The sequence below is a fragment of the Candidatus Pseudomonas auctus genome (assembly GCF_048654275.1).
In the GTDB taxonomy this organism is placed as follows: Bacteria; Pseudomonadota; Gammaproteobacteria; order Pseudomonadales; family Pseudomonadaceae; genus Aquipseudomonas; species Aquipseudomonas pharyngis.
Window position 1 is genome coordinate 132,321 of sequence record NZ_JBJYZK010000007.1, and the last position, 15,282, is coordinate 147,602.

Sequence of the window (15,282 nt, forward strand, 5' to 3'; positions counted from 1 at the left end):
CCTCGTCAGGCGTAGGATCGATCCACCTTTCAAGCTTCTTCCAGTTCGACCAGTGCGCTGCCTTCGCTGACCATTTCGCCTTCCTGGCAATACAGCGCCTTGATCACCCCGGCATGGGGCGCGCGGATGCTGTGCTCCATCTTCATCGCCTCGAGCACCACCAATTGCGCACCGGCTTCAACCGCTTGCCCGGCCTCCACCAACACTCGAACGATGCTGCCGTTCATCGGCGCCGTCAGACCGCCCTGATGGCTGTGGCTGGCGTCGACAGCGCTGATCGGGTCATACGTTTCAACGCGTCGCAACTCGCCGTCCCATTGCAGAAACAGCACCTCTTCACGACGAATCGCCCGCAGCTGCCGACGCAGCCCGTCGTGCTCGAGTATCAGTTGCTCGCCGATCAGTTTTGCACTGCCGCCAGCACCGAGCGTCAACGCCCGGTCCTGCCCCTCGCAACTCAAATGCAAAGTGATTTCACGTGGCAGGCCAGCACGCAAACCGCTGGGAAGCGCCCAAGGCGAAGCGGGATCATCCGCCCGAGCCATCCCCGGCAGGCTCTGCGCAAAAGCCTGCGCCGCCGCCTCCCAGAACTCATCGCTCAGCGCAGCAGGCGCTGGCAGCAGTTGCTCCTGATAGCGCGGAATGAACCCGGTATCCAGCTCGGCCGCCGCGAACGCCGGATGACCGATGATCCGCCGCAGGAAGTTGATGTTGGTCTTCAGCCCACCAATCGCAAACTCATCGAGCATGCTCAGCAGCCGCAAACGCGCCTGTTCACGATCCTCGCCCCAGGCAATCAGCTTGCCGAGCATCGGATCGTAGAACGGCGAAATCTCGTCGCCTTCTTCAACGCCGCTGTCCACACGGCGCCCCGGCCCTGCGGCGGATTCGCGATACAGATCCAGACGCCCGGTCGCAGGCAGGAAGTCATTCGACGGATCTTCCGCATACAACCGAACCTCAATCGCATGCCCGTTGAGCGGCACCTGATCCTGGGTGATCGGCAGTGCTTCGCCGCGAGCAACGCGAATCTGCCAGGCCACCAGATCGAGCCCGGTGATGGCTTCGGTGACCGGGTGTTCGACCTGCAGCCGCGTGTTCATCTCCATGAAGAAGAACTCGCCGCGAGCATCAAGCAGAAACTCCACCGTGCCGGCACCGACGTAACCGATGGCCTGCGCCGAACGCACCGCCGCTTCGCCCATCGCGCGACGCAGTTCCGGGCTCAAACCCGGTGCCGGCGCCTCTTCGACGACCTTCTGGTGCCGACGCTGGATCGAACAGTCGCGCTCATTCAAATACAGGCAGTTGCCATGCTGATCGGCGAACACCTGAATTTCTACGTGCCGCGGCTTGAGCAGGTATTTCTCCACCAGCATCCGCGAGTCGCCGAACGACGACTGCGCTTCACGCTGTGCGGAGGCCAGCGCTTCAGCCAGTTGACTGACGTCCTCGACGACCTTCATGCCTTTACCGCCACCGCCAGCGGTGGCCTTGAGCAGCACCGGATAGCCGATGCGCTCGCAAGCATCGCGGAAGGTGTCCAGATCCTGAGCTTCGCCGTGGTAACCCGGCACCAGCGGCACGCCAGCCGTTTCCATCAGGGCCTTGGCCGCGGATTTGCTGCCCATCGCGTCGATGGCCGAGGCGGGTGGGCCGAGGAAGATCAGGCCGGCCGCTTCGATGGCGCGAGCAAACCCGGCGTTCTCCGACAGAAAGCCATAACCCGGATGAATCGCCTGAGCGCCGCTGGCCTTGGCCGCCGCGATCAGTTTGTCGATTTGCAGATAACTGTCAGCCGCTTTGCTGCCGCCCAGATCCACACGGATGTCCGCTTCACGGCTGTGCCGCGCTTCACGGTCGGTGGCGCTGTGTACGGCGACGGTGGTCATGCCCAGCGCCTTGGCGGTACGCATGACCCGGCAAGCGATTTCGCCACGGTTGGCCACCAGCAGGGTGGTGAGAACAGGTGCGCTCATCAACGCGGCTCCTTGGTGGTGGTTGCGGCTTGCCAGCTCGGCGCACGTTTCTGCAAAAAGGCCCGCAAGCCTTCCTGGCCTTCCGGGCTGACGCGGATGCGGGCGATGGCGTTTTCGGTGTAGCGGCGCAGGGCCGGCGTCAGCGCGCCGTTGCCGACTTCACGCAGCAGGTCCTTGCTGGCGCGCATGGCGGCGGGGCTGTTGAGCAGCAGGTTGTCGATCCATTGTTCGACTTTCTGTTCAAGCTCGGCCGCCGGATAGCTTTCGGACAGCAATCCAATCTCACGCGCCCGTTGGCCGCCAAAACGCTCGGCCGTCAGCGCATAACGCCGCGCCGCGCGCTCGCCGATGGCTTGCACCACAAACGGACTGATCACCGCCGGCGCCAGGCCAATGCGCACTTCCGACAGGCAGAACTGCGCGTCATCGGCGCCAATCGCCATGTCGCAGCAACTGATCAGACCCAGCGCGCCGCCGAACGCCGCGCCTTGCACCACGGCAACGGTCGGGATTTTCAGCTTGGCGAGGTTATACATCAGCTCCGCCAGTTCCCGAGCGTCGTCGAGGTTGGTGTGGTAATCGAGTTCGGCCGATTGCTGCATCCAGGCCAGATCCGCGCCGGCGCTGAAGTGCTTGCCGCGTCCGCGCACCAGCAGGAAACGCAGGCTGGCGTCGCTGGCGATCTTGTCCAGCGCCAGGATCAGTTCGCGGATCATCTCGGCGTTGAACGCGTTGTTCTTTTCTTCGCGGCTCAGCCACAGGGTCGCGAAACCCCTTGGGTCGCTGTGCAATTCGAGGGTGTTGAAGTCGCTCATGAGGTTCTCCCGATCACATCCGGAACACGCCGAAGCGGCTCGGTTCGATAGGCGCGTTCAACGACGCGGACAAGGCCAGGGCCAGTACATCGCGGGTCTGCGCCGGGTCGATGACGCCGTCGTCCCACAGCCGTGCGCTGGAGTAGTAGGGGTGACCCTGTTCTTCGTACTGGTCGAGAATCGGTTGCTTGATCTCCCTTTCCTGCTCGGCGCTGAACGCCTGACCGCTGCGTTCGGCCTGCTCGCGCTTGACCTGAACCAGCACGCCCGCCGCCTGTTCGGCGCCCATCACGCCGATCCGCGCGTTCGGCCACATCCACAGGAAACGCGGATCGTAGGCCCGCCCGCACATGCCGTAGTTCCCGGCGCCGAAGCTGCCGCCGATGATCACGGTGAATTTCGGCACCTTGGCGCACGCCACGGCGGTCACCAGTTTGGCGCCGTGCTTGGCGATGCCGCCGGCCTCGTATTTCTGGCCAACCATGAAGCCTGTGATGTTCTGCAGGAACAGCAGCGGAATCCCGCGCTGGCAGGCCAGTTCGATGAAGTGCGCGCCTTTTTGCGCGGCTTCGGCGAACAGGATGCCGTTGTTGGCGAGGATCGCGATCGGGTAGCCGTGCAGATGGGCGAAGCCGCACACCAGCGTCGTCCCGAACAGCGCTTTGAATTCATCGAACGCCGAACCGTCGACCAGTCGCGCAATCACTTCGCGCACATCGAACGGCTGCTTGGCGTCCGCCGACACCACGCCGTACAACTCGTCGCTGGCGTACAGCGGTGCAATCGGCGTGCGCTGCTGCACTTCGCCGAGTTTGCGCCAGTTGAGGTTGGCGACGCTGCGGCGGGCGAGGGCGAGGGCGTGCTCGTCGCTTTCGGCGTAATGGTCGGCAACCCCGGAAGTCTTGCAGTGCACATCGGCCCCGCCGAGGTCTTCGGCGCTGACCACTTCACCGGTCGCGGCTTTCACCAGCGGTGGGCCAGCGAGGAAAATCGTCGCCTGATTGCGCACCATGATCGCTTCGTCGGCCATCGCCGGCACATAGGCGCCGCCGGCGGTGCAGGAACCCATGACCACGGCAATCTGCGGAATGCCCATGGCGCTCATGTTGGCCTGGTTGAAGAAGATCCGCCCGAAGTGTTCGCGATCCGGGAACACTTCGTCCTGGCGCGGCAGGTTGGCGCCGCCCGAGTCCACCAGATAAATGCACGGCAAGCGGTTTTGCTGGGCGATGGTCTGGGCGCGCAAGTGTTTCTTCACGGTCAGCGGGTAGTACGAACCACCTTTTACCGTCGCGTCGTTGGCGACGATCATGCATTCGACGCCTTCCACGCGGCCGATCCCGGCAATCACGCCAGCGGCCGGCACGTCCTCGCCATAAACGGCATGAGCGGCCAATTGGCTGATTTCCAGAAACGGCGAGCCCGGATCGAGCAAGCGGTTGATCCGCTCACGCGGCAGCAGTTTGCCGCGCGAGGTGTGACGTTCCTGAGCTTTCGCGCCGCCGCCCTGGGCCACTTGGGCGAGCAGGGTGTGCAGGGCGTCGACCTGTTTGAGCATCGCCGCGCTGTTGGCGGCGAACTCCGCTGAACGAGGGTTGAGCTGGGTATGCAGGATAGCCATGGACAGCTCCGTTTAGCGGGTTTCGTTGAACAGTTCGCGACCGATCAGCATGCGACGGATCTCACTGGTGCCGGCGCCGATTTCGTACAGCTTGGCGTCACGCAGCAGACGACCGGCGGGGAATTCATTGATGTAACCGTTGCCGCCGAGAATCTGGATCGCATCAAGGGCCATTTGTGTGGCACGTTCGGCGGTGTAGAGGATCACGCCGGCGGCGTCCTTGCGCGTGGTTTCGTTGCGCTCGCAGGCCTGGGCCACGGCGTAAAGGTACGCGCGGCTGGCGTTGAGCTGGGTGTACATGTCGGCGACTTTGCCCTGGATCAGCTGGAATTCGCCGATGCTCTGGCCGAACTGCTTGCGGTCGTGGATGTACGGCACGATCAGGTCCATGCACGACTGCATGATCCCGGTCGGGCCGCCGGACAGCACGACGCGTTCGTAATCGAGGCCGCTCATCAGCACTTTCACGCCGCCGTTGAGGACGCCGAGAATGTTTTCTTCCGGCACTTCGACGTCATCGAAGAACAGCTCGCAGGTGTTGGAGCCGCGCATGCCGAGTTTGTCGAACTTGTTGCTGCGGCTGAAGCCTTTCCAGTCACGTTCGACGATGAACGCGGTGATGCCGTGCGGGCCTTTTTCCAGGTCGGTCTTGGCGTAGATCACATAGGTGTTGGCGTCGGGGCCGTTGGTGATCCAGGTCTTGCTGCCGTTGAGCACGAAGCGGTCGCCGCGTTTATCGGCGCGCAGTTTCATCGAGACCACGTCGGAACCGGCGTTCGGCTCGCTCATCGCAAGTGCGCCGACGTGTTCGCCGCTGATCAGCTTCGGCAGGTATTTGGTTTTCTGTTCGTGGTTGCCGTTGCGGTTGATCTGGTTCACGCAGAGGTTGGAGTGGGCGCCGTAGGACAACGCCACCGAAGCCGAGCCACGGCTGATTTCTTCCATCGCCACCACGTGCGCCAGGTAACCCAGGCCAGCGCCGCCGTACTCTTCCGGTACGGTGATGCCGAGCAGGCCCATGTCACCGAACTTGCGCCACAGATCAGCCGGGAACAGGTTGTCGCTGTCGATCTGCGCGGCACGCGGGGCGATCTCCTTGGCGACAAAGGACTGAACCTGATCGCGCAGCATGTCGATGGTTTCACCGAGGGCAAAGTTCAGGGATGGGTAGCTCATGGGTCACCTTTTGGCTTTTTTGTAGGGTGGGGAGAAGGGCGTTTCAGTTCTCACCTTTACGTTAACGTAAGCCTGTGACGAATGGCTGTCAATCACCCTTTACGTTAACGTCAACTTGAGCGAGAGTAGGGCCAGTTCTGAATGGTCGGAGCTGCCGTGGCTCCGTTCCAACACCCACTAATAAAGACAATAGGGGTCGTCATGGATCAATCCAGTGCAAACCCGCAGCGCAGCTATACCCGTGGATCCCAGGACAAAGCCTTGCTGGCGATGACCATCGGGCAGAAGTTCGACGAGACCGTCGCGCAGTACCCGGACGGCGAGGCGCTGGTGGTGCGTCATCAGCAGCTGCGTTACACCTGGCGGCAACTGGCCGACGCGGTGGATGTTCACGCCAGAGCGCTGCTGGCGTTGGGTTTGCAGGCCGGTGACCGGCTGGGTATCTGGGCGCCGAATTGCGCGCAGTGGTGCATCACACAGTTCGCCACCGCGAAGATCGGCGTGATCCTGGTCAACATCAACCCGGCCTACCGCAGCTCCGAACTCGAATACGTGCTCAAGCAATCCGGTTGCCAATGGCTGGTCTGCGCCGGTGCGTTCAAGAGCTCCAACTACCACGGCATGTTGCAAGGCCTGCTCCCGGAACTGGTCGAGCAATCCATCGGCGAGCTGCGCAGCGAGCGCCTGCCGGAGCTGCGCGGCTTGATCAGCCTCGATCCGCGGCCGCCTTCGGGTTTTCTTCCGTGGTCGCAACTGGCAGATCTGGCCGCCAGTGTCTCTCCAGCACAATTGCGTGAACGCAGCGACAGCCTGCACTTCGATCAACCGGTCAACATCCAGTACACCTCCGGCACCACCGGTTTTCCCAAGGGCGCGACCCTCAGTCACTACAACATCCTCAACAACGGTTACATGGTCGGCGAAAGCCTCGGCCTGACCGCTGTCGATCGCTTGGTGATTCCGGTGCCGCTGTATCACTGCTTCGGTATGGTCATGGGCAACCTCGGCTGCATCACCCACGGCAGCACCATGATCTATCCCAACGATGCCTTTGATCCGCTGCTGACCCTGAGCACCGTCGCCGAAGAAAAGTCCACCGCACTCTACGGCGTGCCGACCATGTTCATCGCCATGCTCGATCAGCCGCAGCGCGCCGAGTTCGACCTGTCGACCCTGCGCACCGGGATCATGGCTGGCGCCACCTGCCCAATCGAAGTGATGCGCCGGGTCATCAACGAAATGCACATGAGCGAAGTGCAGATCGCCTACGGCATGACCGAAACCAGCCCCGTGTCCCTGCAGACCGGCCCATCCGACGAGCTGGAACTGCGCGTCACCACCGTGGGCCGCACTCAGCCGCAACTCGAAAGCAAAATCATCGACGAGGCCGGCAATCCGGTACCGCGCGGCACCATCGGCGAGCTGTGCACCCGTGGCTACAGCGTGATGCTCGGCTACTGGAACAACCCGCAGGCCACCGCCGAAGCCATCGACGCGGCAGGCTGGATGCACACCGGCGACCTGGCGAGCATGAACGACGAGGGTTACGTGTGCATCGCCGGGCGTAACAAGGACATGATCATCCGTGGCGGCGAAAACATTTACCCGCGCGAACTGGAAGAGTTCTTCTTCACCCATCCAGCGGTGGCGGACGTGCAGGTGATCGGTATTCCCTGCTCGCGTTACGGGGAAGAAATCGTCGCCTGGATCAAATTCCATCCCGGCCACAGCGCCACCGAACAAGAGCTGCAAGCGTGGTGCAAGGAGCGCATCGCCCACTTCAAGACGCCACGGTACTTCAAGTTTGTCGAGGAGTTTCCGATGACGGTGACCGGCAAGATCCAGAAATTCCGGATGCGTGAGATCAGTATCGAAGAGTTACGCGAAAACCAGACCTGACAAAGATCGAATGTGGGAGCGGGCTTGCTCGCGAATGGAGTGTGCCATTCACCAAGCATGTTGACTGACCTGACGCATTCGCGAGCAAGCCCGCTCCCACAAAGGGGGCGGTGAAAACAGAAATCACAGGAAGCACAAAGGGGAGCCGAAGCTCCCCTTTAATTTTGTCGTCGCGTGCTCTTTTTTATTATTGAGGGGCGGTCTGTTGTTGTTTTTGGCAACCGTGGCCCTTTACCGCTGTTTTTGGCGACCCCCATCCGGGGTCAAGAGCAAACGTATTTTTTTGAGCGCTGATCTGCTTTCTCGTCTAGCGATCCAACCGATTCGGGAGCTACCTGAAGGTAGTTTTATTGTTCTCTGCCCGGTTGCGGGTCATTCCGAGGAATACCCTGAAAAGCACACCTTCTCCAAAAAAATCTGTTAGCTGCGTCTCTGCCGTGTTGTTTTTGTTATGTCAGAGTCGGTACGTCTTATTTTTATTGGTTTGCTGCTTTTTATTCTTGTTATGCCATAGAGATAGCAGAAGCCGTGCCAACTTTTAAAAACCCTTTTAAATCAATGGCTTGATGTTTTTGAAGGATTTTTCCTTCAGGCAACACCAGACAATTTGTTTCCGTGTTACTCGCTTGTGCCCACGTTTCGCGCTCGGCGGTAACACCATCCCCTCACTGTGCGCTACGGGCCTTGGCCACGCGCGAACCGGTCGGGCGACCCAGCACCGCACTGATCTGTTGGCCGGCGGCAATCAAGGCGTCGAGGTCGATACCGGTCTCGATGCCCAGGCCGTTGAGCAGGTACACCACGTCTTCGGTGGCGACGTTACCGCTGGCGCCTTTGGCGTACGGGCAGCCGCCGAGGCCGGCGATCGAGCTGTCGAACACCGCGATGCCTTCCAGCAGGCTGGCGTAGATATTGGCCATGGCCTGGCCGTAGGTGTCGTGGAAGTGGCCGGCGAGTTTCTCTCGCGGCACCTGTTTCGAGACCACTTCGAACAGACGGCGGGTCGCGCCCGCGGTGCCGGTGCCGATGGTGTCACCCAGCGAAACTTCGTAGCAGCCCATCGCGTACAGCTCGCGGGCCACCATTGCCACTTGCTCTGGAGCGACCTCGCCTTCGTAAGGACAGCCGAGCACGCAGGAGACGTAACCGCGCACGGTAACGCCGTGCTGTTTCGCCGATTCCATGATCGGCGCGAACCGCGCCAGGCTTTCGCTGATCGAGCAATTGATGTTGCGTTGCGAGAACGCTTCGGACGCGGCGGCAAACACGGCGACTTCCTTGACCCCGGCGGCGAGTGCATCCTCAAAACCGCGCAGGTTTGGCGCCAGTGCGCCGTAGGTCACGCCGGGCTTGCGCTGGATCTGCGCGAATACATCAGCGGAGCCGGCCATCTGCGGCACCCACTTGGGCGAAACGAAACTGCCGACTTCTATATAGCCGAGGCCGGCGGCGCTCAGCGCGTCGACCAGTTGCACCTTGTCGGCGACGCTGATGGGCTGGGCTTCGTTCTGCAGGCCGTCACGCGGGCCGACTTCGATCAGGCGTACTGGGGAGGGGAGGGACATGGCGTTGACCTGCTCTTTGAATTCCTGCGGAACCCCTTGTGGGAGCGGGCTTGCTCGCGAAAGCGGAGTGTCAGCCGACAAATCTGTTTCTGAAACACCGCTTTCGCGAGCAAGCCCGCTCCCACATTGGGATTTATTTAGGTTACTGAACTGATTGCTGACTCTTGAGCGTCTGCTCCAGCGCCTGCACGCAGCGTTCTTCGGCGGTGTCGAGTTCCAGCTTCATCTGTTCGATGTCCAGCAATTGCTGTTCAAGCTGTTCCCGCCGTTCGCTGATTTTCGCCAGCATGCTGTTGAGTTGTTTGGTGTTACCGCTGGAGGGGTCGTAAAGTTCGATCAGCTCGCGGCACTCGGCCAGGGAAAAACCGATGCGCTTGCCCCGCAGGATCAGCTTCAGGCTGACCTTGTCGCGTGGCGAATAGATGCGTTCCTGGCCTCGGCGCTCAGGGCTGAGCAGGCCTTGTTCTTCATAAAAGCGGATCGCCCGGGTGGTGATGTCCAGCTCGCGGGCGAGGTCGGAAATGCTGTAGGTCTGGCTGCTCATGAAAGCGCTCGAAGAAGGGTCTTGGCGCTAAGCTAATGGCAGGTTGACGTTTACGTCAAGTAGCGGGCGCCTGCAGCTTGTCGAGCTTCTTCTCGTGCGCTGTCACTTGCTGGCACAACTCGATCATCTGCTCGCGCATCCAGCGGTTGGCCGGGTCTTGGTCGGTGCTTTCGTGCCAGTACAAATGGGTTTCCACCGGCGGTACATCGTTGACCGGCAGATTGAACGCATGCAGGTCATGGCGGCGGGCGAAACGCTCCGGCACGGTCATCACCATGTCGGTCTGCTGCAACACTTGGGACGCCATCAGATAGTGCTGCGAGCGCAGGGCGATCTTGCGCTGGATGCCCATTTTGCCCAGCGCCAGATCGACATGGCCCAGGCCACTGCGCCGGCTGGAAATATGAATGTGGGTCAGCGACAGGTAATCGTCGAGGGTGAATTTTTCCTTGGTCGCCAGCGGATGACCCTTGCGCATCGCGCAGACGTAACGGTCTTCCATCAGCTTGACGTGGCGCACCTGCGGGTCGGTGTTGAGCGGCGCATCCACCGCGAAGTCGAGGCGCCCGGCGGCCAGTTCCTTGGTGGTTTCCCGGCGTTTGGACAGGAAGCTTTCGATGATCACCGTCGGCGCCAGACGACGCAGACGCTGGAACAGCGGCGGCAGAATCACCGCTTCGGTCAGGTCAGTCATGCTGATGCGATAGGTCTTGACCGCTTGCGAAGGGTTGAAAATGCGGCTTTCCTGAACCGAAACCCGCAACAGCGAGAGAGCGTTGCGCACCGGGCCAATGATGTTCTGCGCCATGGGCGTCGGCACCATGCCTTGGGCGGTGCGCACGAAGAGCGGGTCGTTGAAGGTCTCGCGCAACCGCGCCAAGGCGTTGGACACCGCCGGCTGGGTAATGCCGACAATCTGCCCGGCGCGGGTCAGGTTGGCTTCGGTGTAGATCGCGTCGAAGACGATGAAAAGGTTGAGGTCGACCTTGCTCAGATTCATTACGCGGCTCTCTTTTTATAGGTGGATGGCGCGGGTCAGGGCGGCCAGGAAAATCAACCAATCATATATCGGTGATGAATGTTTATACACGCCGAGAATAGGCTAGGTAAATTATCAACGCTGTTCTAGCATCGATTGCATGACTTAAACAACCTGCCGAAAAAAGGTAATTGCTCATGGATTTCGCTTATTCGCCCAAGGTGCAAGAACTGCGTGAGCGCGTGACCGCGTTCATGGACACTTACGTTTACCCGGCCGAAGCCGTGTTCGAACGGCAGGTTGCCGAAGGCGATCGCTGGCAGCCGACGGCGATCATGGAAGAACTCAAAGCCAAGGCAAAGGCCGAAGGTCTTTGGAATTTGTTTCTGCCTGAGTCGGAACTCGGCGCCGGCCTGACCAACCTTGAATACGCGCCATTGGCGGAAATCATGGGCCGTTCGTTGCTCGGTCCCGAGCCGTTCAACTGCTCGGCCCCCGACACCGGCAACATGGAAGTGCTGGTGCGTTACGCCAACGAAGAACAGAAGCAGCGCTGGCTCGAACCGCTGCTGCGCGGCGAGATCCGCTCGGCATTCGCCATGACCGAGCCGGACGTTGCGTCCTCCGACGCCACCAACATGGCCGCCCGTGCCGTGCGTGATGGCGACGAGTGGGTGATCAACGGCAAGAAATGGTGGACCTCCGGCGCCTGCGATCCGCGCTGCAAGATCCTGATTTTCATGGGCCTGAGCAACCCCGACGCCCCGCGTCACGCTCAGCACTCGATGATCCTGGTGCCGGTCGACACTCCCGGCGTGAAGATCCTCCGTCCGCTGCCGGTGTTCGGTTACGACGACGCGCCCCACGGCCACGCCGAAGTGCTGTTCGACAACGTGCGGGTGCCGTACGAAAACGTCCTGCTCGGTGAAGGACGCGGCTTCGAAATCGCACAAGGTCGTCTTGGCCCGGGCCGGATTCACCACTGCATGCGTTCGATCGGCATGGCCGAGCGCGCACTGGAACTGATGTGCAAACGCTCGGTGAGCCGTACCGCGTTCGGCAAACCGCTGGCGCGTCTGGGCGGTAACGTCGACAAGATTGCCGACTCGCGGATGGAAATCGACATGGCACGCCTGCTGACCCTGAAAGCGGCGTACATGATGGACACCGTGGGTAACAAGGTCGCCAAGAGCGAGATTGCACAGATCAAGGTCGTGGCACCGAACGTCGCGTTGCGGGTGATCGACCGGGCGATCCAGATTCATGGCGGGGCCGGGGTGTCGAACGACTTCCCGTTGGCCTACATGTACGCCATGCAACGCACCCTGCGCCTGGCCGACGGCCCGGACGAAGTGCACCGCGCGGCGATCGGCAAGTTCGAGATCGGCAAGTATGTGCCGAAGGAAATGCTGCGCAGCGAGCGCTGATCCAAAAGCGCGTTATCGTTCATCGCTGGCAAGCCAGCTCCCACAAGTCTGCTGGTGTTCACACCATTTGTGTTCACCGAAGATCCCTGTGGGAGCGGGCTTGCCCGCGAAGGCGTCAGTGCCTGCAACGCATCAACACCAGATTCAATAAACCCACACCTCAACCCGCCGATTCTTGATCCTGCCTTCATCCCCGCTGTTGGTCGCCACCGGCATCAGCGCGCCAAACCCGCGCACCTCGCGCAGCACCACGCCGTTCTTCACCAACTCCCGGCGGACCGCCATCGCCCGCAGCTTCGACAGCAAATCCGCCCGCGCCGGGTCGTCCTTGGCGTCGCCGAATCCCACCAGCGTTACCGCGCGGTCAGTCTTGTCGTGGTGCTTTATATAGTCGAACACCCGGGCCAGATCCTGACGGGCCTTGTTGTCGAGGCTGGCGCTGCCTTCTTCAAAGCGGAAGTTCACGGTCAGACGCTGGGCGTGGCGGCTGAGGGATTGATAACCCTCGGGCATCAGCGCATTCGGTGTGACGGCGATGGCCTGCACGGTCTGGGCAATAAAACCGTTGGCCGCGACAATCGCCTGGCCCCGGCGGCTCTGCGCAAACTCCACCAATGCCTTGGCCCAGGGATTGTTGCTGTCCGGCGGCAGATAGAAGAACAGCCGTCGCGACAGCGGATAGTCTTCGGTGGCGATCAGGCTGGCGAGCGGCAGCATCGCCTGGGATTGCCCGTCGACAATCGCCACGGCCTTGGCCTGACGCACATAGGGCAGGCCGATGAAACCGATGGCCTGCGGGTCGGCGCTGACGGCGTCGGACAACTGCTCGCTGGATTCAAACCGTTTCGCGGCATTGCTCAGGGATTTCCCACGACGGCTGAGGACAAGTTCCTTGAACGTGTCGTAGGTGCCGGACTGATCATCCCGCGCATATAAATGAATCGTCCCACCCTTGCCGCCGACGTCTTCCCACGTCTTCGCCTCGCCGCTGAAGATCCGCGCCAGTTGTTCGGTGTTCAATTGATTCAGCGGATTGTCGGGATGAAGGATGATCGCCAGGCCATCGATGGCAATGACTTGCTCGGCGTCGGGACTTTTCAGATCGCCCCGGGCTTGCAGGTTCAGCAGTTCGCTGTCCTTGATCGGGCGCGAAGAGGCGGCCAGATCGGCGCTGGCGTTCTTGAGTGCAGTGAAACCTGTGCTCGAGCCGTGGGCAGCGATTTCCACCACGACCCTCTGGCCTTGGGCCGTCAGGCCGACGACCCGTTGTTCGTTGGCGGTGTCCGGGGTTTCGCTGTGGACTTTCAACAGCCCCCGGTCTTGCAACAGGCCTTCCACCAGCGCCGGGCCGAGCGCCGCGCCAATGGTGTTGGAACCCTGGATGCGCAATACCGGGCCGTTCTCGGGAATGGGCAACGCCGCAACCGCAACCTGCAGCCAGGCGCTCAGGAGAAAGACGAACAGAACACGCAGGGTCATGCCGGCACCGATTGCAGCCAAGGGGATTGCCGGGGAGATTAAGTCAGTGAGGTTGCTGAAAGATGACAAGGCAGAAGATCACAACCGCTGGCTGTGATCTTCTGTTTTCAAGCGAATCAGCTCAATTCAAGCCAGATCGGCGCATGGTCCGAAGGCTTTTCCATACCGCGCAGTTCATAGTCGACGCCGGCGGCTTTCACCCGTGGCAGCAAACCGTGGGACGCCAAAATCACATCGATGCGCAGACCACGCTTCGGCTCGTCTTCAAACCCGCGACTGCGGTAGTCGAACCAGCTGAACGTGTCGGTCACGTCCGGGTTCAGGTGACGGAAACTGTCAGTCAGGCCCCAGTTTTTCAGGCGGGCCATCCACTCGCGCTCTTCCGGCAGGAAGCTGCATTTGCCGGTTTTCAGCCAGCGTTTCATGTTGTCCGGGCCGATGCCGATGTCGCAGTCTTCGGGGGAGATGTTGACGTCGCCCATCACCACCAGCGGCTGTTCGTTGTGGAACTGGCTTTCCAGCAGCGCTTGCAGATCGCTGTAGAAACGCTGCTTGGCCGGGAATTTGGTCGGATGGTCGCGGCTTTCACCCTGTGGGAAATAGCCGTTCATGATCGTCACCGGCACGCCGTTGGCGTCGGCGAATGTGCCCCAGATGAAGCGCCGCTGCGCGTCTTCTTCATCGGTGGCGAAGCCTTTGTGTACGGCAATCGGTTCCAGGCGCGAGAGCAGGGCGACACCGTAATGGCCTTTCTGGCCGTGGAAATACACGTGATAACCCAGGGCCCGCACTTCATCCAGCGGGAACTGGTCGTCGTGGACCTTGGTTTCCTGCAGGCCGATGACGTCCGGCTGATGCTTTTCGATCAGCGCCGCCAGCTGATGCGGGCGGGCCCGCAATCCGTTGATGTTGAAGGAAACGATCTTCATGGTCGGCAGTCCTGGCAAAAGGGCGATGCTAGCTGACATGTAGGATCTGGGCCAGCGTGGCGGTAGTCCATATGCGCTGCTAATGTCTTTCGGGTGTGGGAACGATCCCTTCTGCCCAAGGCTCGTATAACAAGAACGGGGCCTCTTGAGTCCCGTCCAGGGAGAATCACCGTCATGCCTGAAACCCAAACCGCCGTTGCCGACATCCACATGCTCGACCGCGGCTATTCCCGTGAAGCGCGATCTCTTCTCTATCAGGCTTATCGCCACGAGCCGACCTTCGCTTACCTGTTCGAAGCCGAGCGCGCGGGTTACGAGCAGCGGGTACGGGCCACGGTGCGGGAGCTGGTCAAACAGCATTTCCTGCAGGATCTGCCGGCCATCGGCCTGCTGGTCAACGACCGCTTGATCGGCATCGCCCTGATCGCGCCGCCGCAACGGCGTCTGGGCGTTACCGAAAGTTGGGCCTGGCGTTTGCGCATGGTGCTGAGCACCGGCTTCCGCTGCACCCGCCGTTATCTGGAATATCACGCTGCCGTTGAAGCCTGCGTGCCGACCGACTCGGTGCACATGCTGCCGCTGCTCGGTGTGCATCCACAATTTCAGGGCAAGCATTTCGGCGAGCAACTGCTGCAAGCGGTGCACAACTGGTGCGCGGTGGACGAAAGCTCCCAAGGCGTGATTCTCGACACCGGCAACCCGCGCTATCTGGAGTTCTACAAGCGTCAGGGTTACGAGGAAATCGGCGAAGTGGCCGTCGGCCCGGTGCGCGAGCACGTGTTTTTCCACGCCAACCCGCAGGTGTTACAAACTGCAACGGGATGACCGTCGAACTTTTGGGGGAATTTCCTGTTCTATCACGCTCCCAA

At 61.2% G+C, this 15,282-nt stretch carries 12 protein-coding genes; 3 read left to right on the top strand and 9 right to left on the bottom strand.

The features are described from left to right. Window positions 1-29: 29 nt before the first annotated feature. From ACKUG4_RS15200 to ACKUG4_RS15215, 4 genes are read right to left on the bottom strand one after another with little or no spacing between them, the layout of a single operon-like run. Entirely contained in the window at window positions 30-1,979 is a 1,950-nt protein-coding gene (locus ACKUG4_RS15200) for an acetyl/propionyl/methylcrotonyl-CoA carboxylase subunit alpha (RefSeq protein ID WP_074689010.1), read from the bottom strand. Then, the gene (locus tag ACKUG4_RS15205; RefSeq protein WP_445434320.1) at window positions 1,979-2,794 is read right to left on the bottom strand and encodes a gamma-carboxygeranoyl-CoA hydratase; all 816 of its coding nucleotides are present in this window, start codon (window positions 2,792-2,794) and stop codon (window positions 1,979-1,981) included. Before ACKUG4_RS15205 ends, ACKUG4_RS15200 begins: the two co-directional genes overlap by 1 nt. Before the next feature lie 13 nt (window positions 2,795-2,807). Continuing rightward, window positions 2,808-4,415 carry a carboxyl transferase domain-containing protein gene (locus ACKUG4_RS15210; RefSeq protein WP_445434321.1) on the bottom strand — a complete coding sequence of 536 codons (1,608 nt, stop codon included), beginning with the start codon at window positions 4,413-4,415 and terminating at the stop codon, window positions 2,808-2,810. A 12-nt stretch (window positions 4,416-4,427) separates the two neighbouring features. Then, the gene (locus ACKUG4_RS15215) at window positions 4,428-5,591 is read right to left on the bottom strand and encodes an isovaleryl-CoA dehydrogenase (protein WP_064597789.1); all 1,164 of its coding nucleotides are present in this window, start codon (window positions 5,589-5,591) and stop codon (window positions 4,428-4,430) included. Between the two features lie 201 nt (window positions 5,592-5,792). Between ACKUG4_RS15215 and ACKUG4_RS15220 the strand changes: the two genes are divergently transcribed. Then, the gene (locus ACKUG4_RS15220) at window positions 5,793-7,490 is read left to right on the top strand and encodes an AMP-binding protein (protein WP_445434322.1); all 1,698 of its coding nucleotides are present in this window, start codon (window positions 5,793-5,795) and stop codon (window positions 7,488-7,490) included. A 665-nt stretch (window positions 7,491-8,155) separates the two neighbouring features. On the opposite strand, the gene ACKUG4_RS15225 is transcribed toward ACKUG4_RS15220, so the two are convergent. The 3 genes from ACKUG4_RS15225 to ACKUG4_RS15235 form a co-directional block, all read right to left on the bottom strand. Next, window positions 8,156-9,055, bottom strand: coding sequence for a hydroxymethylglutaryl-CoA lyase (locus tag ACKUG4_RS15225; protein ID WP_445434323.1), 900 nt, complete (start codon window positions 9,053-9,055; stop codon window positions 8,156-8,158). Between the two features lie 142 nt (window positions 9,056-9,197). Then, the gene (locus ACKUG4_RS15230; RefSeq protein ID WP_085690041.1) at window positions 9,198-9,599 is read right to left on the bottom strand and encodes a MerR family transcriptional regulator; all 402 of its coding nucleotides are present in this window, start codon (window positions 9,597-9,599) and stop codon (window positions 9,198-9,200) included. 55 nt (window positions 9,600-9,654) lie between these two features. Further along, on the bottom strand, window positions 9,655-10,599 hold the full coding sequence (locus ACKUG4_RS15235) for a LysR family transcriptional regulator (protein WP_011334997.1): 945 nt from the start codon (window positions 10,597-10,599) through the stop codon (window positions 9,655-9,657). A gap of 176 nt (window positions 10,600-10,775) precedes the next feature. On the opposite strand from ACKUG4_RS15235, the gene ACKUG4_RS15240 reads away from it, so the two are divergent. Then, window positions 10,776-12,005: an acyl-CoA dehydrogenase gene (locus tag ACKUG4_RS15240; protein WP_074688994.1), complete on the top strand. Its 1,230-nt coding sequence runs from the start codon at window positions 10,776-10,778 to the stop codon at window positions 12,003-12,005. Between the two features lie 144 nt (window positions 12,006-12,149). On the opposite strand, the gene ACKUG4_RS15245 is transcribed toward ACKUG4_RS15240, so the two are convergent. Next, window positions 12,150-13,484: a substrate-binding domain-containing protein gene (locus ACKUG4_RS15245; RefSeq protein WP_445434324.1), complete on the bottom strand. Its 1,335-nt coding sequence runs from the start codon at window positions 13,482-13,484 to the stop codon at window positions 12,150-12,152. A 116-nt stretch (window positions 13,485-13,600) separates the two neighbouring features. Next, a complete protein-coding gene (gene xthA / locus ACKUG4_RS15250) occupies window positions 13,601-14,413 on the bottom strand; it encodes an exodeoxyribonuclease III (protein ID WP_445434325.1) in 813 nt (270 codons plus the stop codon). A gap of 174 nt (window positions 14,414-14,587) precedes the next feature. Here xthA and ACKUG4_RS15255 point away from each other — a divergent pair, with 174 nt between their 5' ends. Further along, window positions 14,588-15,238 carry a GNAT family N-acetyltransferase gene (locus ACKUG4_RS15255; protein WP_085612687.1) on the top strand — a complete coding sequence of 217 codons (651 nt, stop codon included), beginning with the start codon at window positions 14,588-14,590 and terminating at the stop codon, window positions 15,236-15,238. The last annotated feature ends 44 nt before the right edge of the window (window positions 15,239-15,282 follow it).